The 25,493-nt window shown below is 69.9% G+C and carries 17 protein-coding genes; 5 read left to right on the top strand and 12 right to left on the bottom strand.

Annotation, left to right across the window (positions count from 1 at the left end; genetic code table 11):
* Positions 1–25: 25 nt before the first annotated feature.
* The 4 genes from MO1_RS00565 (at position 26) to MO1_RS00550 (ending at position 2,944) form a co-directional block, all read left to right on the top strand.
* On the top strand, positions 26–1,051 hold the full coding sequence (locus tag MO1_RS00565) for a glycosyltransferase family protein (RefSeq protein ID WP_036310840.1): 1,026 nt from the start codon (positions 26–28) through the stop codon (positions 1,049–1,051).
* Positions 1,048–1,983, top strand: a complete 936-nt coding sequence (locus tag MO1_RS00560; RefSeq protein ID WP_060914915.1) for a glycosyltransferase family 2 protein — start codon at positions 1,048–1,050, stop codon at positions 1,981–1,983. The genes MO1_RS00565 and MO1_RS00560 overlap by 4 nt, the downstream gene beginning before the upstream one ends.
* Positions 1,984–2,075: 92 nt before the next feature.
* Positions 2,076–2,537, top strand: a complete 462-nt coding sequence (locus MO1_RS00555; RefSeq protein ID WP_036310845.1) for an FAD synthase family protein — start codon at positions 2,076–2,078, stop codon at positions 2,535–2,537.
* A complete protein-coding gene (locus MO1_RS00550) occupies positions 2,534–2,944 on the top strand; it encodes a hypothetical protein (RefSeq protein WP_036310848.1) in 411 nt (136 codons plus the stop codon). Before MO1_RS00555 ends, MO1_RS00550 begins: the two co-directional genes overlap by 4 nt.
* A gap of 81 nt (positions 2,945–3,025) precedes the next feature.
* On the opposite strand, the gene MO1_RS00545 is transcribed toward MO1_RS00550, so the two are convergent.
* The 3 genes from MO1_RS00545 to ypfJ all read right to left on the bottom strand — a co-directional run bounded on the left by MO1_RS00545 (position 3,026) and on the right by ypfJ (position 6,585).
* Positions 3,026–4,555, bottom strand: coding sequence for a DEAD/DEAH box helicase (locus MO1_RS00545; RefSeq protein ID WP_036310850.1), 1,530 nt, complete (start codon positions 4,553–4,555; stop codon positions 3,026–3,028).
* A gap of 180 nt (positions 4,556–4,735) precedes the next feature.
* On the bottom strand, positions 4,736–5,716 hold the full coding sequence (gene pip, locus MO1_RS00540) for a prolyl aminopeptidase (RefSeq protein WP_060914914.1): 981 nt from the start codon (positions 5,714–5,716) through the stop codon (positions 4,736–4,738).
* Positions 5,713–6,585, bottom strand: a complete 873-nt coding sequence (gene ypfJ, locus MO1_RS00535) for a KPN_02809 family neutral zinc metallopeptidase (protein ID WP_060914913.1) — start codon at positions 6,583–6,585, stop codon at positions 5,713–5,715. The genes pip and ypfJ overlap by 4 nt, the downstream gene beginning before the upstream one ends.
* Before the next feature lie 165 nt (positions 6,586–6,750).
* Here ypfJ and MO1_RS00530 point away from each other — a divergent pair, with 165 nt between their 5' ends.
* Complete coding sequence (locus tag MO1_RS00530) at positions 6,751–7,185, top strand: recombinase family protein (RefSeq protein WP_036310858.1); 435 nt, start codon at positions 6,751–6,753, stop codon at positions 7,183–7,185.
* Positions 7,186–7,193: 8 nt separating this feature from the next.
* On the opposite strand, the gene MO1_RS00525 is transcribed toward MO1_RS00530, so the two are convergent.
* From MO1_RS00525 to MO1_RS00485, 9 genes are all read right to left on the bottom strand, one after another.
* On the bottom strand, positions 7,194–8,900 hold the full coding sequence (locus MO1_RS00525; RefSeq protein WP_060914912.1) for a serine/threonine-protein kinase: 1,707 nt from the start codon (positions 8,898–8,900) through the stop codon (positions 7,194–7,196).
* The gene (locus MO1_RS00520) at positions 8,897–10,360 is read right to left on the bottom strand and encodes an FHA domain-containing protein (RefSeq protein ID WP_060914911.1); all 1,464 of its coding nucleotides are present in this window, start codon (positions 10,358–10,360) and stop codon (positions 8,897–8,899) included. Before MO1_RS00520 ends, MO1_RS00525 begins: the two co-directional genes overlap by 4 nt.
* Positions 10,360–11,181, bottom strand: coding sequence for a PP2C family protein-serine/threonine phosphatase (locus MO1_RS00515; protein WP_060914910.1), 822 nt, complete (start codon positions 11,179–11,181; stop codon positions 10,360–10,362). Before MO1_RS00515 ends, MO1_RS00520 begins: the two co-directional genes overlap by 1 nt.
* Complete coding sequence (locus MO1_RS00510) at positions 11,178–12,269, bottom strand: RDD family protein (protein ID WP_157526331.1); 1,092 nt, start codon at positions 12,267–12,269, stop codon at positions 11,178–11,180. Before MO1_RS00510 ends, MO1_RS00515 begins: the two co-directional genes overlap by 4 nt.
* Positions 12,266–14,578 carry a transglutaminase TgpA family protein gene (locus MO1_RS00505; RefSeq protein WP_060914908.1) on the bottom strand — a complete coding sequence of 771 codons (2,313 nt, stop codon included), beginning with the start codon at positions 14,576–14,578 and terminating at the stop codon, positions 12,266–12,268. Before MO1_RS00505 ends, MO1_RS00510 begins: the two co-directional genes overlap by 4 nt.
* Complete coding sequence (locus MO1_RS00500; protein WP_036310868.1) at positions 14,575–15,906, bottom strand: DUF58 domain-containing protein; 1,332 nt, start codon at positions 15,904–15,906, stop codon at positions 14,575–14,577. Before MO1_RS00500 ends, MO1_RS00505 begins: the two co-directional genes overlap by 4 nt.
* Positions 15,906–16,877 (bottom strand): AAA family ATPase, encoded by a 972-nt coding sequence (locus MO1_RS00495; protein WP_036310870.1) that lies wholly within the window; start codon positions 16,875–16,877, stop codon positions 15,906–15,908. The genes MO1_RS00500 and MO1_RS00495 overlap by 1 nt, the downstream gene beginning before the upstream one ends.
* A 35-nt stretch (positions 16,878–16,912) precedes the next feature.
* Entirely contained in the window at positions 16,913–23,023 is a 6,111-nt protein-coding gene (locus MO1_RS00490) for an Ig-like domain-containing protein (RefSeq protein WP_036310872.1), read from the bottom strand.
* A 172-nt stretch (positions 23,024–23,195) separates the two neighbouring features.
* Positions 23,196–25,493, bottom strand: a complete 2,298-nt coding sequence (locus MO1_RS00485) for an ATP-binding cassette domain-containing protein (protein WP_036310873.1) — start codon at positions 25,491–25,493, stop codon at positions 23,196–23,198.

Raw genomic sequence — 25,493 nt, 5'->3', positions numbered from 1 at the left:
CCGTCGACCTGCCAGACTGTCCGTCATGTCGACCGGTGACCGCCTGCGAGTGATGCAGTCCTTCGGCGCGCCGCGCGCGACGTCCAATCCCTACGTCCACATGCTCGATGCCGCGCTGGCCGCGGCACCGGGATTGGAGCACCTGCGCTTCGACCGTCGGACGGCATTGGTGGGCAGGTACGACGCTCTGCATTTCCACTGGCCGGAGACCCTTTTCGGAGGCGCCACCCCCGCCAAGAAGTTCGTGCGCCGACTCTTCGGCACGCTGCTCATCGCGCGCCTGCGCCTCACTCGTACAGCTATCGTGCGCACCCTCCACAACGTCGAGCTCCCCGACGTGGACTCCCGCTGGGAGCGCCTCCTCCTCCGCTGGATCGACCGTCGTGCCGACTTCCACATCCGCCTCAACGAGTCGACTCCGGTCCGCCCCGGCATCCCGTCGGCGGTGATCCCCCACGGCCACTACCGCGACTGGTTCGCGTTCGTCCCACCGACGCCCGCCGTCCCGCGCTCGCTCGGCTTCGTCGGGCTCGTCCGGCGGTACAAAGGCGTCGAGTCGCTCATCGCACGCTTCGGCGAGACCTCGCCCGGCCTCGCGGACTGGACGCTCCGGATCGCGGGCAACCCGTCGACAGGCGAGCTCGCCGACGAGATCCGCACGCTCGCCTCGGCTGACGAACGCATCTCCCTCGACCTCCGGTATCTCTCCGAGGAGGACTTCGCCCGGGCCGTCCTGTCCGCCGCGGGAATCGTGCTGCCCTACCGGTTCATGCACAATTCGGGAACGGCGCTCGCGGCGCTCTCCCTCGGCCGGCCCGTGCTCGTTCCCCGCAACGAGGTGAACGAGGCACTCGCGATCGAAGTCGGGGAAGGCTGGGTCTCGATGTTCGACGGCGACCTCACGGCCGACGATCTCGAACGGTTTTCGCAGACGGCGGCCGCGCCCCCGGCGACCGCGCCGCAGCTCGACGATCGCGGGTGGTCGCTCGTCGGCATCCGCCATCGCGACGCGTTCGCGCGGGCCGTCCGGGCCCGACGAGGAGACGCATGATCGGGCCGGACACGAGCATTCTGATCGCGGTCCCGTCGTACCGACGCCCCGACCGCCTCGCTCGACTCCTGACCGCCCTCGCGGGACAGCGCCACGACATCCCGGCGCAGGTGGATGTCGTCGTGATCGACAACGACCCGGCGGGGACCGCCGCGGACGCCGCCGCAGCAGCCCGGGCCCACTACCGACTCGAGCCGCGGCCCGGCCTGGCCGCGGTCCGCAACAGCGCCCTCGACGAAGCGATCACGCGGGGGGCCGACGCTCTGGTCTTCATCGACGACGACGAAGTGCCCGCGCCGGGATGGCTGCAGGCGCTGGTCTCGCCGTGGTCGGCCGGCACCGCCGATCTCGTGTCGGGTCGCGTGGAGTCCGAGTTCGACGTCCCTCCCGCTGAGTGGATCGTCGCGGGTGGTTTCTTCCGTCGGGTCCGGTTCGCCGATGGCGAGCGGATGCCGGCGGCCCCCACCAACAACCTCCTGATCGACGTCTCGATCCTCCGCTCGACAGGCATCCGCTTCGACGAGGAGTTCGGCCGCACGGGCGGCGAGGACATCCACTTCACGTCCGCGCTGACACGGCGCGGCGCACGCATCGTCGCCGCCCCGCGGGCTGTCGTCATCGATCACGTGCCGGCTGATCGCGCCACGCCGTCGTGGGTGCTGCGCCGCGCGTTCCGCGTCGGCACGACGACGGCCCGCAGCGACATCCGGCTTGCAGATGGGGCGGTCCGCACACTCCGACGCCGGCTCCGCTGGCTGGCGGTCGGCCTCGCGCGCGCCCTGGCGGGCGTCGGACGCTGGGCCATCGGGGCCGTCACGCGCTCCACGGTGCACCGGGCGCGAGGCGCTCGGCTCGCCGCGCGCGGGATCGGCATGGCCGCCGGCGGCACGGGATTCCGCTACCTCGAGTACCGCCCACGCACCCCGCAGTGACGCTCGCGCCCACCGTGGTGTAGTGTCCAGGAATCGGGCTTTGGGGGCCTGATTCGAGTTGGGGCTCGATTTAGCAAGCTGGGGAGCTCGCTATGACTGTGCGTATCGGCTATGCCGCGGGGGCGTTCGATCTGTTCCACGTGGGACACCTGAACATCCTTCGCCACGCGAGGAATCACTGCGACATGCTCGTCGCCGGGGTGGTCAGCGACGAAATGCTGCACGAGGTGAAGGGCGTCGACCCGTTCATCCCGACAGCGGAACGCGCGGACATCGTCCGCGGCATCCGCTTCGTCGATCACGTTCACATCGAGCGGGTGCCCGACAAGCTCGCCGTGTGGCGGGAGGTCGGCTTCACGCACTTCTTCAAGGGCGACGACTGGCGCGGCACCGAGAAGGGCAACCGCCTCGAGCGCGAGTTCGCCGAGGTGGGAGTCGAGGTCGTGTACTTCCCGTACACGGCCCACACCTCCAGCACCCAGCTCCGCCGTGCGCTCGAGGTCGCCTCGGCTGAGACGCTCTACGACCACGAACTGCGTTCCGAGTCGGCATGACCCCGGCGCGCGATGACAGCGCGCGATCCGCGGGTTCCGACGGCGTCATCGAGCTGTTCGTCGGGCAGGTGCTCGCCCTGTTCCCGCTGCGGGTGAAGGGCGGACCGACATCCGGCCTCCCGCCGCCGGCGCTGCGTCGCATCTTCCCCCGCTCCCGCGACCCCGGGCATTCCCCGCGGTCGGGAGCAGACCCGGCGCGCGTGCGCGCCAGGACGTACACCGTCGTCGCCGACGCGCCCGGACACGGCTTTCTGACACTCGGCGACTACCAGGTCGAGGTCGTCATCCTCCCCCTCGACGTCTCCACGCCGCCGCAGGCGACCGTGTTCCGCATCGCGTCGATCTCCGGCCGGGTCATCAAGGTCACCGGCGCCGTCATCGATCCGTTGATGGATGCCGCGGGCTGAGCCGTCCTCCCCGAAATCACACGCGGAAACGCCGAGAGCCGCACCCCGAGGAGGGATGCGGCTCTCGATGAGACGGCGAGGTCAGCGACCAGCGCGGCGACCTGCGCCGTTCTGGCGCACGACCGATCCGACGCTCAGACCGCCACCGGTCGCACGGCGACCGGTGCGACGCGCGCCGCCGGTCGGAGCGGATTTCGGGGCGCCCTGCGCCGCGGTCTGACCGCCCGAGGCGTGTCCGGCCCCGCGAGTCGGCTGCGCGTCGCGACGCGGCGCATCGGTGCTGCGGCCCTGGCCACGGCCACGGCCGCCACCACCCTGACCCGAACGACCGCGGTCGCCCTGGCCTTCACGGGCGGCGCGCTTGCGCTGCGCGTTGGCGCCCTGGCTCTGCCCGCCGCCGCGAACCTGCGGCTGCTCGGGTGCCGGCGTGACGTGCGCGGCGACCTGGCCGACGAGTTCGACGACCGACGGGGATGCCGCGGTCACGGTCTCGGGCGTGACGGAGATCGCGGCCTTGCGCAGCAGCGAATCGACGTCGCGACGCTGCTCGGGAAGCACGATCGTGACGACGGCGCCCTCGGCGCCGGCGCGGGCGGTGCGGCCCGAACGGTGCAGGTACGCCTTGTGCTCCATGGGCGGGTCGACGTGGACGACGAGCTCGACGGCGTCGACGTGCACACCGCGGGCGGCGACGTCGGTCGCAACGAGCACGCGGGCCGTGCCGGCCGAGAAGGCTGCGAGGTTGCGGTCACGCTGCGGCTGCGACAGGTTGCCGTGCAGGTCGACCGAGGGGATGCCCTGCGATGTCAGCTGCTTCGCGAGCTTCTTGGCGGCGTGCTTGGTGCGCAGGAACAGGATGCGGCGACCGGTGCCCGAGGCGAGGAAGCGCACGAGCTCCTTCTTTTCGTCGGAGCCGGGCACGTGGAACACGTGGTGGGTCATCGCCGTGACGGGCGAGTGCGCCTCGTCGACCGAGTGCAGCACTTCGTTCTGGAGGAAGCGGCTGACCAGCTTGTCCACGCCGTTGTCGAGCGTGGCGCTGAACAGCATGCGCTGCGAGCCCTGGGGCGTCGCGTTCAGGATGCGGGTGACACCCGGCAGGAAGCCGAGGTCGGCCATGTGGTCGGCCTCGTCGATGACGGTGATCTCGACGGCATCCAGGCTCACGAGCTTCTGCTGCATGAGGTCCTCGAGACGGCCCGGGCAGGCCACGACGATGTCGGCGCCGGCGCGGATGGCCTCGACCTGCCGGTTCTGGTTGACACCGCCGAAGACCGTCGCGGTCTTCATGCCGTAGGCCGCAGCGAGCGGTGCGAGGACGCGGTCGATCTGCGTCGCGAGCTCACGGGTCGGAGCCAGGACCAGGCCGAGGATGCGTCCGCGGCGGCGGTTGCCGCCGGCGAGCTCCTGCCCGAGACGGGCGACCATGGGGATCGAGAAGGCGAGCGTCTTGCCCGAGCCGGTACGCCCGCGGCCGAGCACGTCGCGACCGGCGAGCGTGTCGGGGAGCGTGTCGATCTGGATCGGGAACGGAGTGGTCTTGCCGTCCGCGGCGAGCGCGGCGATGAGGGGAGCGGGCACGCCGAGCGTGCCGAACGTGGGTTCAGTCATGAGAGAACTAACTCGGGCGTGTTCGCCCGGATCGGTGTCCCGAGTGCGAATGCGCAGACGGGTTCGCCGTGAGAATGGTCGCCAGCGACGATCTGTGGATCGGCAGCGGATGATGCGTTCTACGACGCGAGGGGCACCAGGAAAGGCGCCGCAACTCCTTCAGCCTAGCAGTCGGCTCTCTCAGGAAGCTGCGAAGCGGTCGGTCGCCCTCCGGAGGGCCGCCGCGATACCCGGCTCGCTTGCCGAGTGACCGGCGTCGTCCACGACGACGAATTCCGCCTCGGGGAGCGCCCGATGCAGGTCCCAGGCCGTCATCATCGGCGTGCACATGTCGTAGCGGCCCTGCACGATGACGGTCGGGATGCCACGGATCGCGTCGACCCCGGTGATGAGCTGGTCGTCTTCGAACCACCCCTTGTTGACGAAGAAGTGGTTCTCGATGCGGGCGAAAGCGGTGGCCCGGGCATCCCCCAGCATCGATGCGACCAGCTTGGGGTCGGGGTGGAGCGTGAGAGTGGATGCCTCCCACGTCGTCCACGCGACGGCCGCCGGTACGTGCACGGCGGGGTCCGGGTCGAACAGCAGCCGGTGGTAGGCGTCGATCATGTGCGAGCGCTCCGACACGGGGACCGGCTCGAGGAACTTCTCCCACAGGTCGGGGAAGACGGCGGCCGCGCCCCCCTCGTAGAACCACTCGAGCTCGTGGCGGCGGAGCGTGAAGGCTCCCCGCAGGACGAGTTCCGACACCGACTCCGGGTGCGTCTCGGCATAGGCGAGTGCGAGTGCGCTCCCCCACGATCCTCCGAACACCTGCCACGTCTCGATGCCGAGGTTCTTCCGGAGCAGTTCGAGGTCGGCGACGAGGTGCCACGTCGTGTTGTGACGGAGGTCGGCGTCGGGTTCGCTCACGTGGGGCGTGCTGCGACCGCATCCACGCTGATCCATGAGGATGATGCGGTAGCGCTCGGGATCGAAGAATCGGCGGTGCCAGGGCGAGGTGCCCGCCCCGGGGCCCCCGTGCAGGAACACGACCGGCTTGCCGTCGGGGTTGCCCGACTCCTCCCAGTACACGCGCTGGCCGTCGCCGACGAGCAGCTCGCCCGTGCGGTGCGGCTTGATCTTCGGGTACAGGATGCCGTCGAGTCGGGTCTGCGTCTTCATAGGTCCCTTCCGGAGACCGCGAACGTGTCGCACGCGGTGCGACCTTCACGGTATCCGGTCATGAACCACCTCTGCCGCTGCTCACTCGAGCCGTGTGTCCAGCTCTCCGGGTTGACCTGACCCGACTGCTGCTGGATGTGGTCGTCGCCGACGGCGGCTGCGGCCGAGAGCGCGTCGTCGATCTGAGCCTGAGTGGGCGTCATCAGATACGACTGACCGTTCGAGTCCTTCTGCTCGGGCGCCTTCGCCGTCCACGCTCCCGCGTAGCAGTCGGCCTGCAGTTCGGTGCGGACGGAGTTGCTGTCCTCACCGGTACCGTCGCGCGGGTGATCCTCGAAGACACCCTCCAGGTGCTGCACGTGGTGTCCGTACTCGTGGGCCAGCACGTACAGCTGCGCGAGGTCGCCGCCCTCGGCGCCGAGCTGGCTGCGCAGGATCGACCAGAACGTCGGGTCGATGTAGACCGTCTGATCGGTGGGGCAGTAGAACGGACCGGTCTGATTGGATGCCGTGCCGCACGGCGTCTGCTGCTGCCCGTCGACCAGCCGGAGATCGGGCGCCTGGTAGCCCGAGAGCTCCTTCTCCCAGTACGAATTGATGACCTCTTCGCCGGCGTCGAGCCGGCAGGAATCGTCGTTGTTGGCATCGCTGCCCGTCGCGCAGCCTTCGAGAGCGGTCCCCTCACCACTGGAGCCGGCACCGGGCGAGCCGCCCAGGAAGCCGCTGAGGTCTTGGCCGGTGAAGAGCGAGATGAGCAGCACGGCGATGCCGACGACTCCGACGCCGGCGCCGCCGGCGATGATCGGGCCGCGACTGCCGCCGCGGGTCGCGCTCTTACCCCGCACATCCGCGTTCGGGTTGAAGGTCATGCCCGGGACGGTACTCCGACGGGAGCCGCAAGACACACGGGTTGCATCGATGCCCGAATCCGTGCTCGCGGCTTCCGCCCTCGGCACGGTCGGACAGAATGGGGCGATCGGACACAATGGAGTGCGACGGCGCTGACCGCGTCATCGCTCGCGGAGGAGATCACAGTGGACGCACGCGCGGACGAACCGGCGCCCGGAGACTACGCCGAGTCGCGCACGATCGCGATCCCCGACGACCCGACGGCGGATGCCCCCGGCTTCGCGGCCCTCCAGCCCAGCCCCGAGTGGTGGCACGCGCTCCCCGCGGGTTCGCGGCTCGTGGGCCTCGTGGTGTCACGACCCGACATGCCCAGCATCGTCGCCCAGCGCGAGGCGCTCGCTCGGTTCGGTGTGCCGATCGAGGGATTCCGGCATCCCGCCCCCGACATCGGCGAGACGTGGGAGGAACGACTCACCCGCCTGTTCGGACGTCTCGGAGCCGGCGACGTCCTCGTCGTGACGGACGTGAAGGCGCTCGGCCGCGACGCGCACGAAGAGACCCGGACGGTCGCCGAACTCCGCCGCCGGTCGGTCATCGTGAAGGTGCTCGACCGGAGCTGACCGTTCGATCAGGACGTCGCGCAGATGCGCAGCGGGTCGCTCGTCGCGCCGTTCTCGCGTCGCACACTGACGTCGATGCAGACCTGCGTGTCTCCATTGAGCGGCACCGACACCTCAGCGGTCCGGACGTTCGCTGACGTCGCCTCGCCGCCGTCGAGTCGAACCTGCTGCCAGAGGTACGTGTCGCCCTGCTGCGGATCGGGGTTGATCCACTGGAAGATCGCGTTGCCGTTCTGGATGCGGCTCGCACCCTCCTTCGGCGCCGCGATGAACTCCGAGACGGGGTCCTGCGGCTTCGGAGGGGCAGCCGAAGTCGTCGGCTGCGGTCCCGTTTCCGTCTCGGGCGGAGTCAGCAGCGACGCGATGACGACGGCGCCGATCACCAGGACGGCGACGACCGCGGCGGCGATGAGCCCGATCCACAGACCCCTGCGGGACTTCGCCGGCGGCGCGGTGTGTCCGGTCGGGGTCCCGGCGGTCTGCGCCTCGGAGAGCGGTGCGGTCGGCGGGGTCGCCGGGCCGGTCGTGATGCGCTGCGGCCCGCGGACGATCGTGCCCTCGTCGGCGGCGGTCGTCACAGGCGCCGACGGCGGGATCGCCGTCGGCGGGCGCATCATGGTGGCGTCAGTTCCGGGATCGGATGCCGGGGCGGGCGCCGCCGCCCCCGGTGCCCACGCGGAGGTGTCCCGGCGACCCGTGGCATCCACTCCGGTGCCGAAACCGGCGGCGAGCGCCGAGCGCTCCCACGTCGGTCCCGCGGCGGGGGCGGTGTGCGGGTCGATGCTGACGATGCCGCGGACGCGAGTGAGCTCGCCGTCCTGCTCCTCGTCCTCGACCGGCGGGGAGTCATCGAGGATGTCGATCGGGGTGACCGAGTGGGCGAGCTCGATCTGCACCTTCTGCAGGGCGCGCGCGAAGGCGACGGCGGACTCGTACCGGTCGCCCGGTCGCTTCGCCATCGAGCGCTCGAGCACCTGGAAGAGCGAGGCGGGAACGTCGGCGCGCTCGAGGCGGGCGAGCGGCTCGGACTCGATACGGCGGATCAGATCCGCGCCGCCGTTGCGGCCACCGGGCACCTCGAACGGGGACCGGCCGGCGAGCAGGTTGTAGACCGTCGCCGCGAGGGCCCAGACGTCGGAGCGGACTGTGAAGTCGGGCGTGTCCGCGAAGGACTCGGGCGGGGACCACGGGATCGACATACCCGCCGACGGGTCGACGCCGTCCGCAGTGGTCGCGATGCCGAAGTCGGTGAGCGCGGGTCGGTTGTACTCGGTGACGAGGATGTTGGCGGGCTTGATGTCGCGGTGGAGGATGCCGGCGCGGTGCGCCGTCTCGACGGCGGCGGCGACCTGGATGCCGACGCGCAGCGCCTCGGCGACCGAGATGGGAGCCGACCGGGCCCGCACCTGAAGGTTCGGCTTGGAGCAGTACTCCATGACGAGGTACGACCGGCCGTCTTCGGCGACGCCGGCCTGATAGATCGTGACGATGGCCGGATGCGTCGAGAGCATCGCCATGACGTTCGCCTCAGCCTGGAACTGTTCCGCCAGGCCGCCCGACATCTTGTCGGCGAGGAGCACCTTGACGGCGACGCGGCGACGCGGCAGCGCCTGCTCGTACAGATAGACGTCGGCGAAGCCGCCGGAGCCGAGCACCTGGACGTAGGAGAACCCGGGCAGCTGCGGCGGAGCCGCGGGCGCGCGCTTCGAGCTCACGGAAGATCCTCGAAGGTCACGGTGACGCCGTCGCCGAGGTCGAGCACGTCGGCGTCGATGACCATCGTCGGCTCATTGGGGTGCAGCCGGACCGGGTCGTGTCCACCACGGAGGAGGACGGTTCCGTTGGTGCTCGCGAGGTCGACGGCGAGCACGTGCTCACCCTCGGCGCGGATCTCGACGTGGTTGCGCGAGATGTCGTGCTGCGGTCCGTCGACGGCGACGAGCGTCGGCAGATCGTTCTCCGCAGGCCGGGTCGATCGCGGGCGGCGACCGATGATGACGGTGCGCTCCAGTTCCACGACGCGACCGTCGCCGAGACGGATGCGCCCGCGGGAGGGGCTCCGCGGCGGGACGTCGTCGATCGAGTCGAAAGCGGATGCCGCGCGCATCGCCCGCGCCTCGGCGACCGACACCGTGGCGCCGTCGTGATCGCCGAGCTCGGACGACTCGGGCAGCGGCGGCACGGGCGGAACGGACAGGTGCGGCGGGACGAACGGCGGCAGCGCCGGGACCGGTGCCGTGCCCTGCGCAGCCGTCCGAGGGCTCGCGATCGTGGCCCCCAGCACGGGGTCCTCGTCGATGCCGGCGATCGTCTCCGCATGATCGGTCGGAGCAAGCCCCTCGCGTTCGCGGTGCTCCCGCACCGGGGCGGACACGGGCGATCCGCCGAGCGTATGGATGGGCGGCACCCCGGTGACGAGACCGAACGCGTCGGGCTCCGGCTCGGGTTCGCGTTCAGGCTCCTTCGCGAGGGTGCGCGACGACGCGATGGTCTCGCCGAGCTCCTCGGACGGGTCCGCGTCGGCCTCGGCTTCCGCCGCGGGTGCGACGGAGTCGACGACGGGTTCCGCCTCGACAGCGGATTCGGGCTCGGCGGAAGGCCCCTCCTCCGGCTCGGCCTCTGCGACGGGCTCAGGCGCGGACGCGACGGGCTCGGCGACCGCGACAGGCTCGGGAGCAGGAGCCGGTGCAGCAGCAGCAGGACTCGCTGCAGCAGTGGCCTCCCGGTCGGCCAGGTCGAACACGATCTCGGCGGCAAGGACGACGCCCGACTCGATGGGCAGCATGTCGGCATCCGTGCCCGTCCCGAGATCGACGCTCACGCGCGTGGCGCCCGACAGGAACCGTTCGGTCCACGTCGCCACTCCGGCACCAGAGACGGCCTCGACGCCGCCCGTGGTCTCGACGACGAGGGTCACGGGTCCGCGGACCGCGACCCGGACTCCGTCGCCTTCCGCGACAGCGAGCCCGAACGGCGGGATCGCCGCGAGCGAGGTACCGAAAGCGCCCGTGAGCGACTCGAGCACCGCTCCGATGCCGCCGCTCTCGAGGCGGCGCCAGACTCCCTCGACGGCGTGCGGTGTGACAGCCGGCGGCAGCACCGCGAGCGCTGATCCGGTCACGGCCGCGCGCCAGGCCTCCGCGTTGCCGTCCGGCCGATATCGCACTGCGCGCATCAGACGTCTCCTCCTGCCGCTGCACGCGGCCGTGTGTCTTCATCGGCATACGACGCGCCCCGAGCGGGCGAGGTGTCGTACGCATCATCATCTTGCCCCGCCACGCGGACCGCATCGACCACAACAGCCGTGATGTTGTCGCGTCCGCCGTGGAGCATCGCCTCATGAACGAGGCGGGTGGCAGCTTCCTGAGGGTCGACGACGTCGCGGAGGATGCCGCTGATGCGTTCCTCGGGGACCTCGCCCGACAGTCCGTCCGAGCAGATGAGCATGCGGTCGCCGGGTTCTGCGGCGACGAGCCAGAAGTCGGCCTCGCCGCCGCTGCCCGCACCGATCGCCCGCGTGATCTCGTTACGCCGCGAGTCGTGACCCGCCGCTTCGCCCGTCAGCTGGCCGGCGTCGATGAGCTCCTGGACCACGGAATGGTCCACGCTGATCTGCTCGAGCTCACCGTCCGCGAAGCGGTACGTGCGGGAGTCGCCAACGTTGATCGCGAGCCAGTAGCCGTGACCGCCGACCTCGGTGACCGCGACACCGGTGAGCGTCGTGCCCGCAGCGCGCCCCGCGTGCCCGATGCGATCGACCGCGGTGCGGGCGCGGGCCAGGGCCCGCCGCATCCCCTCGATGCCGACGGAGTCCTGACCGACGAGAGAACGGAACTCGGCGACGACGGCGGCGCTCGCCGCGGCCCCGGCGTCGTGCCCGCCCATGCCGTCGGCGACGAGGAAGAGCGGGTAGTCCGACAGGTGAGAATCCTCGTTGACGCGACGGCGAAGGCCCGGATGCGTCGCGGCGCCCGCCTGCACATCGATCGCGGTCATCGGGCGCTCTCGACGGTCAGTCGCCGATCGCCGAGTTCGAGCACGTCGCCCGACCAGATGCGGGCGGGCTGACCGGGCAGGAGGCGCTGCGGCTGTCCGCCGCGGACAATCACCACGCCGTTGAGCGAATGCCGGTCAACGACCCACGAGCCCTGCTCGTCGGCACGGATCTCGAAGTGGGTCTTGGACAGCGACAGGGTCTCGTCGCGGACGGGAACGCTCCGCCGTCCCTCCTGCTGGCCGGGACCGCGCCCGAAGAGGCTGGCGTCGTAGACCGTGTGGCGGGTTCCGTCATCCCATCGGAGGATCGCGATCACGGGAGGAGCGACCTGCTCGACCGATGCCGGCCGGCCGTCGCGGTGCGGCACGCCCGGAATGGTCGAGATCACGTCGACCGGCAGTGTCCGTGGGATGCCGCGGCTCGGGGAGACGGAGGCCGGCGCCCAGGCCGGATCGGGCCGCGACTCGTCCTTCGGCTCGGGGTCGGCGATGACGACCGGTGCCGCCGGGGCGGTGGTGACGACCGGGGCCAGCGAGGGTGCGGGAGCGGCGGCCGGCACGGATGCGACGCGTTCGACCACCGGTACGGGCGGCGCGGAGACGGCCACCGCGGCCACCGGGACGCGCTCGATCGGAGCGGGCCGGCGCGGTGCGGCAACGGGGACGGCGTCGGTCATGACGGCACCGACGGCGAGGTCGTGCCACCCCCGCCGCCACCGCGACGCGTCGAAGAGAGGCGAGAAGAAGCCGACGATGACACTGCCGGTCAGGGCCCAGACGAGGTTGCGTCCAAGGGCGCGGCCGAAGCCGAGACCAGCGTCGTCGGCCGCGTGCTCGAGGCGCAGCCCCATGAACCGCATGCCGATCGACCCCCGTGCGCCCTGCATCGCCGTGTGGAGGAGGAACCAGACGACGGACGCCGTGGACACGGCGGGCAGGAGAGCGAACAGCGACACGGCGCCCGCAGTCAGGACCGACAGCGTCACGACGACACCTGACACCACCGCGACGACGGCACCGCCGATCGCGGAATCGACGACGACGGCGAGGACGCGGTGGCGCATCGTCGCGGGGGAGCGCTCGGTCATCGCCGTCGCACCCAACGGTTCGTGCTGGTCCGGCGCAGTGACCGCAGGCTCAAGCGAGCCCGCAAGCGCTGCCAGAACGTCGCGCCGCCCGCCATGCTGGCGACGATGACATCGACCTCGCGCCAGAAGTTGTCGACGTCCTCGGGGCTCGGGTCGCCGGGGCCGTACACGTCGGCGTCGGCCTGCTGGGCGAGCGTCGCGACACGGGCGCCGTCGAATGCCTCACCGACGACGCTCGCGCTCTCGGCGCGGGTGGATCCCGCGGGAACCGCGACCCGGTAGTCGACCGCACGGTCGACGAGCTCGTCCCACCCACCCGACACTCGGTCGGCGGTGCGTTCCGCGCGGAGGCGTCGGGTGCGTCGGGAGGCCTTGATCCCACCGATGATGAGGAACGGCGACATGAGCAGGAGGATCGTGCCCAGGCCGCCAGCGGTCCACAGCAACACCGGGCCGAGCCAGTCGAGATTGGCGTCCTTCTCGTCGTCCTGGTCCCGCTCCTCGGCCAGTGCGGGCGGCAACTCGGCCGGCTCCTGCGCGGGCGGCGGCGGCTGCAGCACCTGCGGCTTCGGGTTGGCGCGCGGCTTCGTGTTCTGCTGGCTCGGCTCGTTGTCCTCGTCGGGCGTCGGGTCGAACGGGACCCAGCCCTTGCCCTCGAAGGCGATCTCGACCCAGGCGTGCATGTTCTCGCCCGTCGCGGTGAAGACGCCACCGGCATCCTTCTCACCCTCATCGGGGTGCCATCCCATGACGACACGCGCGGGCATGCCGAGCTGGATCGCCATGAGCGCCATCGTGACGGCGTACTGCTCGTCGTCGCCGACCATCTGCTCGTTCGAGACGAGCGTGGTGATGCGGGCGGCGCCGTGTCCGGACGGCGAGTACACGTCGTCGGCGAGACCGTGACTGAAGTACCCCTCGGTCTGCAGGTAGCTCTGGAGCGCGCGCGCCTGGTCGATCGGCGTCTCCGCGTCTTCCGTCGCGTTCGAGGCGAGCTCGCTGAGCGACTGCGGGATGCCGCTCTGCTTCGGCATCTTCAGGGGCGCGAACGGAGTGTCTGCGAGCTGCTCGTCCTCGGGGACGATGGGGACGATCGTGTCGATCGTGTACGCGTCACCCGACTGCACTCCCGACGTGACGACGGCGGTGCCGGTCGCGTCGTTGAAGTGCGCTCCGCGCCGGAGGTCGGTCGCGCGGTCCCCGGCGAAAGTGATGTCGCGCGCGGATCCCACAGACGGGAGCCAGACCCCCTGGAGGTTCTCGATGTCGATGCGGACCTTCGTCTCGTCGCCCGTCGCCTGCGGCGACATGTTCGAGCGGATCGAGGTGAACGCACTCGACGACCCGGCGCCGTCCTCAGCGACGTTGTAGACGACGCCGTCGTAGGAGTCCATCGTGGCGAGGCGCACGCGTCCGTCCTTCGGGAGCCCCGTGACGGTGAACAACGGTTCGGTCTTGAAGTCGCGGACGTACTTGCGCCACGCCTGCAGCGGGCTCGCGTAGTCGTGGATGTCGAAAGGCGGGACGACGAAGTCGCGGAGGATGTACCGCTGCGTCGGCGGTGCCGCGGTGGCCGCGACGGCGGCACCGGCTCCCGTGGCCAGGGCGAGGACAATGCCCCCCGAGACGAGGCGGCGCAGCCGCGCGGCGCGCGAGGCATCCGCTCCGGGGGTCGCCGCCTCGACCGCGGTGTGCTCGGGGCTCCACATGGTGCGAAGCGACAGCCACACCACGGCGACGATGACGAACAAGGCACCCTGTACGAGGGGAGCGACGGCCTGCGCGGTGCCCATCAAGATCTCGCCGGCGATGTAGAGCGACGCCGGGATCAGCGCCCACGCCGCGCGGCGGAGGCGAAGGGCGAGCGACGCCGTCAGGACCGTGGCCAGGAGGGTCATGAGGAACGGCACGATCAGGTGCCCGTCACCGGGAGCGACCGGCGGCACCGTGGTGAGCAGGTCCTTCCACGACGTGACGATGCCGACCGCCAGCTGACGCCAGGTCTCGAGCGTCGGCACGAAACCGAGGAAGCTCGTGTGCGGGAGGGCGAGCACCCCGCCGAAGACGAAGTACACGGCGACCGTCGCGCCGGCGACCGAGAGGATGCCCCATCGCCACCGCGCGCCGACCCACGCGAGCGCGAGTCCGAGGACGAGGGCGCCGATCGCGGCGACGAGGTACGCCGGACCGTCGAAGGTCGCCGCGAATCCGACGATGCCGACGGTGAGGAGGAGGACGACAGCACCGACGTCGGCCACGAGACGGCGCCAGGACGCACCGGGCAGCAGCAGGAAAGCCAGACGCTTCATGAGAGGACCTTGCGCATCGCGTTCGGGAGCTGGTCGAGGTCACCGAGCGCGACGACGTCCGCGTCGCCCACGCGGCGGAGCACCGGAGAGTCGAGACGGGAGTCCGCGATGACCGCGAGGGTGCGGACACCGAACGGCACGCGCGCGCAGGCGAGCCGGAGCTGGCCCGCGTCGACGGTGGAACCGCACAGGAGGACGGCGACGGCGGCATCCGGCGAATGCGCAGCCAGGATGCCGGCGAGGGCCACGATTCCGCCGTCGCGGGGCTTGGTGGTCTCCAGCGCGGCGAGCGAGTCGAGGTAGCGGCGTCCGGTCTGGGCGCGCATCTTGCCCGCCGACGTGCGGACGTCGAGCGTGCGGGAATCGCGGAGCGCGCGGAGTCCGATGGACCCGGCGACGGAGATCGCGGTCTCGAACTCCGCAGCGTCGCGGTACTCGCCCGGGTGGGTGGAGAGAGCGACGACGAAGTGCGACCGGCGGGTCTGCTCGTACTCGCGGACCATGAGGGTGCCGGTGCGGGCCGTCGACTTCCAGTGCACGTGGCGGAGGTCGTCGCCCGGCTGGTAGTCGCGGAGGGCGTGGAACGAGACGTCGTCGCGAGCGAGGTGCTGGTCGGGGAGACCCTCGAGGTCGCGCATCTGACCGAGGGAGAGGCCTTCCAGCGGAACCGTCCGCGGGTGGACGAACAGGTCGACGGCCTGGCGGCGGTCGTGGGTGCGCTCGAAGAGGCCGAGCGGGTCGCCGCGGAGCACGCTCACGGGACCGACCGCGAGCACGCCGCGGTGGGTGGTGGGGATGGCGAAGAGCTCTTCGTGCTCCTCCCCCGACTGCAGACGCGGGACCTGGAAGAGGCCTCGGCCGGATCCGACGGGGAGGACGATCTCGGCCGGAAGGAGGGAACGCGACGTCCGGTTGGCGAGCTTCAGCGCACCGACGGCGCGCTCGCCCACGACGACGCGGGTGCGTGTGAGGTCGAGGTCGACCTCGTACGCGGTGCGGCCGAAGAGGAACGCGACGCAGAGAAGGGCGAGGACGGTCGCCACGATCGCCGCGACGAGAGCCTCCTGCCACCCGAGGGCGAACGCCGTGATCCAGAGAATGAGGGCGATGCCGATGACCACCCAGCCGGTGACCTGGATGACTTCGGCGATGATCGCCGCCCGGGCGCGGACGCGACGCGCCCACACCCCGGCATCCTCCCGCAGCTTCTCCCACCGCGTCGCCTCACGAGGCGCGAGCTGCGGCGCGTCCTCGGCGGCATCGTCGGGCGCGCCGGAGGGGCCGGGCGCGTCCGGCGCTTCGGCGACTGCCTCCGGCGTCATGGTCATCAGGCGGACGCCCGTGCCAGGGGAGCTTCGATCTGACCGAGTGCGCGTTCGATGATCGACTCGGACGTGGTGCCCGAGAATTCGGCCTCGGGGTCGAGGATGATGCGGTGGGTCCACACGGGTGCCGCGAGCGCCTTGACGTCGTCAGGGATGACGTAGTGACGGCCCTGGGATGCCGCGACGACACGCGCCATGCGCATCATCGAGATGGCGCCACGAACCGAGACGCCGAGCTTGGTGTCATCGGACGCGCGGGTGGCCTCGACCAGCTGCGCCGCATAGCGCGCGACAGCGGGGTCGACGTGGACGGTCGCGGCGAGGTCCGCCATGTCGGCGACGGCCTTCGTCGTGATGACGGGGCTGAGCTTCGACGACGGGTTGCGATCCACCTCGCCGGCGAGGATCCGCTCGGCGACGGCGAGCGACGGGTAGCCGATCGACGTCTTGATCATGAAGCGGTCGAGCTGGGCCTCGGGCAGCTTGTACGTGCCCGCCTGTTCGATGGGGTTCTGCGTCGCGATCACGAGGAACGGGCGACCCACCTCGTGGGGCACACCGTCGACCGTCACCCGCGACTCCTCCATGACCTCGAGGAGCGCGGACTGCGTCTTCGGCGAGGCACGGTTGATCTCGTCGGCGAGCACGATCGACGCGAAGACGGGCCCCTTGTGGAACTCGAACTTGTGGTTCTGCTGGTCGTAGATCGTGACACCGGTCACGTCGGAAGGCAGCAGGTCGGGCGTGAACTGGATGCGGGTGGACGAGCCCTGCACGCTGGCGGCCAGGGCCTTCGCGAGGCTCGTCTTGCCGGTGCCGGGGGCGTCCTCCAGCAGGACGTGGCCTTCGGCGAGCATGGCGGCCAGCACCAGGCCGACGACCTCACGCTTGCCCATCAGGGCCAGGTCGACGTTGTCGACGAGTCGCGTGAACGTGTCGCGGAACCAGGCCGCCTGTTCGGGGGTCATGCTCATTCGTTCAGTCCTTGCTCTCGAAATCGTTCATCGAATCACCCACGGGGCCACCACTGCTTCTCGGTGTCGACGGCGCCGCCCCAGCCCTGCAGGTCAACCCAGACGTCATAGCCGTCCGCGCCGAGCCAGCATTCGATCTGCTTCGAGCCGTTCGCGGGGAGGTCGTACGCGTAGAAGTTGTCGCTGACGTTGCCGCCGCTGTACTTGCACGCGATCCGGTAGTTGCCCGCCGGGAAGTCACGCGTGTTGACGACGAACTTGTAGCACCCGTTCGCACAGCTCTGCGGTGCGCGGTCCCCTCGGGTGACCCACACGCGGGGCTGCGGGGGCGGCGGAGCGTCGACGCTCCGGGCGCTGGCCTGAGCCGTCGTGGTCTGGCTGCCGTCCGCTCTGGTGCGCACCTCGATGGTCCGCGTCGTGCTGTAGTCCACGCGGTAGTCCTCAGTGCCCGATGCGGCGACTGTTCGCCAGCCGCGACCGTCACCGGTGCGGATCTCGGTGGTCACGGGTCGTCCGTTGGCGGCCGGCGAGGACCAACTCATCGAGATCGTACGGCCGTCACCGGTGCGGGATGCACTGGCGGCGGGGTTGCCGATCTGGCCGTAGGGGCGGACCTGGTTGGATGCCGCAGACGCGGGCCCCTCGTAGGTCGTGCCGTCGGCGGTCGCCACGGCCCGGATCTGGATCGTGTACGCGCCGTTGTTGTTGACCGCGCCGTTGCCGATCGTGCCGCGCGTCGCTGACCCGCCGCCGGCGACCCAGTCCGCACGCCATCCGCCGCCGTTGACGTTGTACTGGTACTGGATCTCGTTCGCGTTGGCGCCGTTCGATGCTCCCGGCTGCCAGCTGACGTTGACCTGGTTGTCGCCCTCTTGCGCCGTGACACCCGTGGGCGCTCCCGGCGGCGTGAACGCGCGCCGCGGTGCAGACTGCGGGCTCATCTCGCCCCAGCCCGCCTTGTTCCGTGCCCGCACACTGTACGTGTAGTCGGTCTGGGAGGTGTCGACGACGACGGCCTGGCTCGTCTCACCCGGCGACACCGAGATCGTCCGGACGACGCTGCCGCCACGGATGACGCTCAACTCGTATTCGGCGATGGCGTCGCCGTTCGATTCCGGAGCGTTCCACGACACCCGCATCTGCGCACGGTCACCCACCGGCTCCATGCGCGCGACAGTCGGCGCGCCGGATGCGGCGGGTGGCGCGGCCGGGATCTCCCCGGCGGACCACTGCGAGAAGTCCGAGGGCTCGGGGGCACGGTTGTGAGCCCGCACGCGTACCTGGTACTCCGTACCGTTCTGCAAGCCGTCCCACGTCGTCTTGGTCCCGGTGACACCGGTCTTCTGGGCGACTCCGGATGGCGGCGCGGGCGAGATCTCGAGGGTGTAGCTCTCGACCGGAGAGCCCTCGGTGCGCGGGGCCACCCACGTGATGTCGAGGCTGCGGTCGCCGAACTTCAGGGAGGGCGGCGCCGGCTGGTCGGGTCGCACGTCGGGACGCGCGGTCTCGGAGGGCACCGACGGGTCGGACTCGCCGACGCTGTTCGTCGCGGTCACGACGAAGTTGTACTCGACGTTGTTGGTGAGTCCGTCGAGGGTGCACGTCGTGGACGGGCACTGGCGCGTGTACCCACCGGCCGTTGAAGTGACGGTGTACGTCTCGATCCGTCGGCCGTTGTCGACGGGAGGCGTCCAGCTGAGGACCACCGTCCGACTCTCGACCGCGGTGACGGTGGGTTTGCCAGGCGCGTCCGGGCGGCCCTGCACCGTGATGCGGACACGACCGTCGACCTGACGGTCGGCATCCCCCGTTGCGTCCTGGACCGTGTAGCGGACGACGACGTTGCCGACGAACTCACTGCCGGTCGTGACGCTGACGCTGTCGCCCGACGATGCCACCTTCGTGACGTCACCCGTTTCGACCTGGGTGTTCACGATCTTCAGGGGCGTGTCCGGGAACGGGTTGACGTCGTTCTTCAGCACGTTGACGGTGATCGTCTCACCCTGGTCGGCCTGGGCGACGACATCGTCGTTCACCGACGGCAGTTCGCGCGTCGATGCCGTGACGGTGACCTGGATGTTCGCCTGGACAGGATCGGTCTCGCCGTCGGTGACCTGCACCGTGAGCGAGAAGCTCGTTCCCTTGGCGACATCCGGCTGCGCCGAGACCTGGAGCGTCTGATTGTCGATCGACGCGTTCACGCCCGACGGCGGGTTGTTGACGGGGGAGAACTGCAGCTTGTCCATGTCGCCGGGGTCGGGATCGGTGACGAGCTCACGGAGGCCCAAGGTCGCGGGGTCCTCACCGGGCGCCACCGAGATCGAGGCACCTGTCATCGTGGGCGGCTCGTTGTCGGGCGGCAGGACCTTGATCGGGATCGTCAGGGTCGCCTTCCGGCCGTTCTCATCGTCGGGCCCGTTGCCGTCGGTGACCTCGAACGTGAGGGCGTCCGAACCGAAGTACCGCTCAGCAGACGTGTAGGTCAGCGTCGACTCGTCCTTGACGAGGCTCGCGCCGTTGCTGTGCGCGGCCGAGACCTTCTCGGTCTCGGTGATCACGAGTGTGCCGCCACCGGCGGCGCGGACGTACTCGGACAGCGGCAGGTCGATTGTCTCGCCGCTCTTGACCGTCACCTCGTCGGTCGAGATGAGGGTCGGCGGCAGGTCGGCGAGCGCCGGAACGTGGATGAACGCAGCCGCGACCTGGTCGTCCTCGTCCTTGACGAGGTAGGTGATGAGCTGACGCTTGTCGGTGACGGTCAGGCTGACTCGGCCGCCGGATCCGACGCGCGCGTTGTCTCCCCCTTCACCGAGCGACACCTGCAGCGCCGAACGCGTGCCGTCGGGGTCGTCGTCGTTCTCGAGAACGTCGACAGTGACGGTGCCGTCTTCTTTGACCTGTTCGGCCAGCACCCGATCGTCGCGCGCGATCGGCCGGGCCAAGGGCACGTCGGGGTCGACGGTGATCTGCACGGACGTCGTCGCGCGGAGTCCGCGCTCATCGGCGATCGTGTACAGGACGCTGGTCTGCATCGGCTTCTCGGGCGCCGTGATCAGCAGCTGCTGACCCGACACCTTCGCGGCAAGTCCGGGAACGTCCGGGACTTCGATGCCGTCCTCGGCGAAGTTGAACTTGTCGCCGTCGGGGTCGGAGTCGTTCTGCAGCACGTCGACCGCGACGGTGCGGCCGGGCCGCATCGTGATGGAGTCGCGGACGGCGTAGGGAGCCTGGTTCGTCGACTCTGCCGGGGCGATGCCGACCTCGACAACCGCGGTCGCCTCCTTGCCGAGGGCGTCACGCACCCGATAGCGGAAGCGATCGACACCGACGGAGTCCTCGAAGGCGGTGTAGGTGAAGGAGTCGGCCTCGATCGCCGAGACCTTGCCCTTCTGGGGCGACGACGCGAGGCCGACGAGCTCTACCGAGTCGCCGTCCGCGTCGATGCCGTTGAGATCGATCGGGACCGTCACGGCCGATCCGCTGAGTGCGCGGACCGTCACGTCGCGGGGGCGCGGTGCGGCGTTGGAGTCGTCGTCGCGGGGCAGGATGCGGATGGTGACATAACCGGCATCCCGCTGACCCGTGGAGTCCTCGACCTCGTACGTCGCGTTGACGGTCTTCGGCTCGGACCCGGCGCGGAAGCGGAGGGTGTCCTCCGAGACGAACAGGTCGCCGTCGGCCTCGTCGACGAGCGGCGGGATCAACTCGGGCGAGATGTGGATCTCGTCACCGTTCGGGTGGTAGTCGTTCTCCATCACGGGGATGGTGACGACGTCGCCGACGCGGACGACGACTTCGTCGTCGACGGCGATCGGCGGACGGAGCTTGGGGGGCGCCGGCACCGGGATGACGATGACCTCCCCCTGTGCGGACTGCGACCCATTGGAGATCGTGTACTTCAGGCGGACCTGCTTGTCGAGCGAGGCCTGGTCGCTGACGCGGATGGTCTCGTGCCCGAGAACAGCAGCCGCGATGCCGCTGCCCTCGTCGACGCTCACGGATTGGACGACGAGGATGCCGCCGGCAGGGTCGGTGTCGTTGCCGAGGACGTTGACCAGGACGTCGCCGCCGGCGGGCAGGAGCGCGACATCGCGGACCGCGATCGGCGCGACATCGGCGTCCTCTTCGGGGAGGACGTCGATGCGCACGATGCCGGGGGCGGAGTTGGCCCCCGCCGACGCCAGGTAGGTGGCGTAGTAGGTGCCCGTCTTGGACGCCTCGAAGGTAAAGGACTTGTCCGGGTAGTCGCGCGTCACGGTGCCGCCATCGACGTCGTCGACGCGCGTGAGGCGGAGCTGTTCACTGCCGGTGCTGGTGTCGTTGCTCAGGGGCCGGACCGTGACGGGCCGATCGGGCCGCGTGACGACGTGGTCGGCGTTGGTGACGGGGAGAGTGGTGCCGAGGGGACGGATGTCGTACCGCGCGACGCCCTGACCGGTCTCGGTGCCGTCCGACACGGCGACCGGGACGTCCTTGCGCCCCTGCGTCCCACCGATCGCCCGGTAGGTGATCTGGCCGTCCGAGGTGAACTCCGCCTCGTCGCCTCCATCGGGGGTGACGGACTTGAGGAAGATGTCATCGCCGTCCGGGTCGACCCAGTCGGTGAGGACGTTGTACGAGACGACGCCGCTGTTCTCGACCGTGATCGCCGTCTTGCGCTTCTGCACCGGCGGCGAGTTCTCGCTCAGGGGCCGGACTGTCAGGGAGACGCGCGCGGTATCCTTGCCACCGCGGCCGTCGGAGACCTCGTAGGTGAAGGCGGTCGTTCCGGTCGCGTCGTCGGGGAGGGCGATCTGGAGCGCCGTGCCGTTGTAGATGGGGGTGACCTCGCCGATCGACGGCTTGGCGGTGACCTTCGCGACGAGGACGTCGCCGTCGGCATCGAGGTCGTTCTCGAGGACCGGGAGGACCGTGGTGCGGCCCGGACGGACACCGTAGCGGTCATTCTCTGCCACCGGAGCGGTGTTGTTCTCGGTGCGCTCGGGAAGAGTCGACTGGATCGTCTCCTCGGTCGTCTCCTCCTCCTCTTCGCCTTCGCCCTCGGGAGGAGTGATGTCCTCCCAGTTGTCGACCTGCTGCAGGGCGTCGCTGGCCATCCAGGCCGACCCGCCGAAGATGTCGTTGAGGACGACGACGTCGCGATTCACGCGGAAGCGGAGCTGGCTCGCGGGGTCGATGCCCTTGATGGTCTTCTGCACATCGTCGGCGTCGCTCTCGCAGTCGCGGACGAATGCGCCGGTGCCCGACCAGGCACCGTAGGCGCAGCCGGCGACATAGACGGGCTGCGCCGGCGCGCCGCCTTCAGCACCGGCATCCTTCACGACGGGGTCGCCGCCGTCGAGCGGAACACGGATCAACTGCGACGGTGTCGCGAGCGTGACGGTGTCGGTCACGTTCGACGGCTGCTGGAGGACCGCGTCGTTCGGGACCTTGGTCTGCATCCCGTCGCTCGTGTACAGCATCGACGTGGTGCGATCGAGGACGACACTCACTCCGCCCACGGAGGTGATGGCGAGCTCGTCTGCGGCGTCGATGCCCTCGAGTTCCTTCTCGGCGGTCTGCACGAAGGCGGCCTCGGCGTTCGGCCCGTAGGCGAAGAGCTTGCCCGACTTGGCCGAGACCGCGTAGACGACGCCGGCGGTGCTGACGGTCACGGCGGCGCCGCGACCGAGCTCGGCGATCGGGTCGCCGGCTTCCTTGCCGACCGCGGCGATGGAGGTGAAGGGGGCGGCACGCAGCGCGCCGCCGTCGTCCAGCGCGGCCACCGTGGGGCCGCCGAGCACCACCGTGCTGTTGGAGGGAAGATCGGCGCTGTCGGAGAGCACGACGCGCGCCGGATCGATCGCGGTGGCGGTGTTCTCGGTCTGATCGGTGACGAGGACGCGGTTTCCCGCCTGCTGGATGTCGTACTCGTTGGAGACGGTGCGCAGGCCTCCATCGAGCAGGCGCGATTCGTTGTTGAAGTGTCCGACGAGCAGACTCGTCTGCTTCGTCAGCCACACACCTCCGTCATTGAGCTCGACCTCGGTCGTCGGCTCACCTTCGTACGTGAGCGCGAGGACACTCACCGCGACGACGGCCGCAGTGAGCGCACCGATGGACGCGAGCGTCTTGGGACGGGATCGGAGCCAGGCGAACGACCTCATGAGTGTGCTGACTCCCCCCGAGGCAGTACGGACGCCGTCCGGTCGGAAAACCGGGCTCGACGATGTGCGTGGACGATGTTAAGACTAAGCGAGCGATGAATTTCCGGCGAGCGCGTGACGTGGGGAGTTCTCCCCATCTATGCTCTTGCGTTCGGCCCCGATCGGCGCCCGATCAGACCGCACCGACGTATCGCGCGAGGTGCGCCCCCGTCAGCGTGCCGCGCGCCGCGACCAGCTCCGCCGGCGTCCCCTCGAAGACGATGCGGCCGCCGTCGCGACCCGCCCCGGGGCCCAGGTCGATGAGATGGTCGGCGTGGGCCATGACCGCCTGGTGGTGCTCGATGACGATCACGGAGTTGCCCGCATCCACCAAGCGGTCCAGGAGAGCCAGGAGGTTGTCGACGTCGGCGAGATGCAGCCCCGTCGTCGGCTCGTCGAGGACGTAGATCGCGCCCTTCTTCGCCATCGCGATCGCCAGCTTCAACCGTTGCCGCTCGCCACCGGAGAGCGTGTTGAGCGCCTGCCCGAGCGTGATGTAGCCGAGGCCCACATCGATCATGCGGGCGAGCGTCGTCTTCGCCGGACCCGTCGTGAAGCCGTGCGCTTCTTCGGCCGACATCGCGAGGACCTCGGCGATGTTCTTGCCGTCGAGGGTATAACCGAGCACGGCGTTGCTGAACCCGGACCCTTCACACACCTCGCACCGGGTCTCGACACTCTGCGTGAAACCGAGGTTCGTGATGATGACGCCGAGCCCTTTGCACGCCGGACACGCGCCCTCGGAGTTCGCGCTGAACAGCGACGCCTTCACGCCGTTGGCCTTGGCGAAGGCGGTGCGGATCGCATCGAGCACTCCCGTGTACGTCGCGGGGCTCGAGCGGCGGGACCCCTTGATGGGCGACTGGTCGACGACCACGACGTCGTCGAAGGCCGGGACGTTCCCGTGGATGAGCGAGGACTTGCCCGAGCCGGCCACGCCCGTGACCACCGTCAGGACGCCGAGCGGGATGTCGACGTCGACACCGACGAGGTTGTGCTGCGTCGCGCCGCGGATCTGCAACGCTCCGATCGCGGGCCGGGAGGTGGGCTTGAGTGCCGCGCGGTGATCGAGGTGACGCCCGGTGAGGGTGTCGGAGGAGCGGAGGCCCGCGACATCTCCCTCGTACATGATCTCGCCGCCCCGCGAGCCGGCACGCGGCCCCAGGTCGACCACGTGGTCGGCGATCGCGATCACCTCGGGCTTGTGCTCGACGACGAGCACCGTGTTGCCCTTGTCGCGAAGCAGCAGGAGGAGCTCGTTCATCCGCTGGATGTCGTGCGGGTGGAGGCCCGCCGTCGGCTCGTCGAACACGTAGGTCACGTCGGTGAGAGCCGAGCCGAGGTGGCGGATCATCTTCGTCCGCTGCGCCTCGCCGCCCGAGAGCGTGCCGGAGGAGCGATCGAGCGACAGGTAGCCGAGCCCGATGTCGATGAACGAGGCGATGACCTTCTTGAGCGAGGACAGCAGCGGGCCGATGGCCGTGGGGTCGACCGTATCGAGCCACGAGGCGAGGTCGGTGATCTGCATCGCCGACACCTCTGCGATGTCGACGCCGCCGATCTTCGAAGAACGGGCGCCCTCGTTCAGGCGGCTGCCTCCGCACTCCGAGCAGGGCAGGAACTTCACCGCACGGTCGACGAAGGCACGGATGTGGGGCTGCAGCGCCTCGCGGTCCTTCTGCAGGAACGACTTCGTGATCTTCGGAACGAGACCTTCGTAGGTCATGTTCATGTTCTGGAGCTTCACCTTGGTGGGCTCCTTGTAGAGGAAGTCCGCGCGCTCCTGGTCGGAGTAGTCGGCGATCGGCTTCGCGGCATCCAGGAAGCCGGATTCGGTGAAGATGCGCACCATCCAGCCGTCGACGGTATATCCAGGCACCGTGATGGCGCCCTCCGACAGCGACTTCGACCGGTCGAACAGCTCATCGAGGTCGACGTCGCTGACCTCGCCGAGCCCCTCGCACCGCGCGCACATGCCGCCGGTCACGGTGTCCGCACCCGGCGCGGACGGGATGTTGAACGAGAACGCTTGCGGGGACCCGACGTGCGGCTGCCCGAGACGACTGAACAACAGGCGGAGCATCGCGTACGCGTCGGTCACGGTGCCGACGGTGGAGCGCGCGTTCGCGCCCATCCGCTCCTGGTCGACGATGATCGCCGGGCTGATGTTCTCGAGGCCATCGACGTCAGGACGGCTCAACTGACCCATGAACTGCTGCACGAACGTCGGATACGTCTCGTTGATGAGCCGCTGCGACTCGACCGCGATCGTGCCGAAGACGAGCGAGGACTTGCCCGACCCGCTCACACCGGTGAAGACGGTCAGGCGGCGCTTGGGGATCTCGACATCGAGGTTCTTGAGGTTGTTCTCCCGAGCCCCGAGGACGCGGATGACGTCGTGCGCGTCGGCGACGTGCGAATCGGATGCCAC

It is taken from the genome of Microbacterium oleivorans NBRC 103075, assembly GCF_001552475.1.
Taxonomy (GTDB): Bacteria; Actinomycetota; Actinomycetes; order Actinomycetales; family Microbacteriaceae; genus Microbacterium; species Microbacterium oleivorans.
This window is presented reverse-complemented; position numbering and strand designations above follow the sequence as displayed.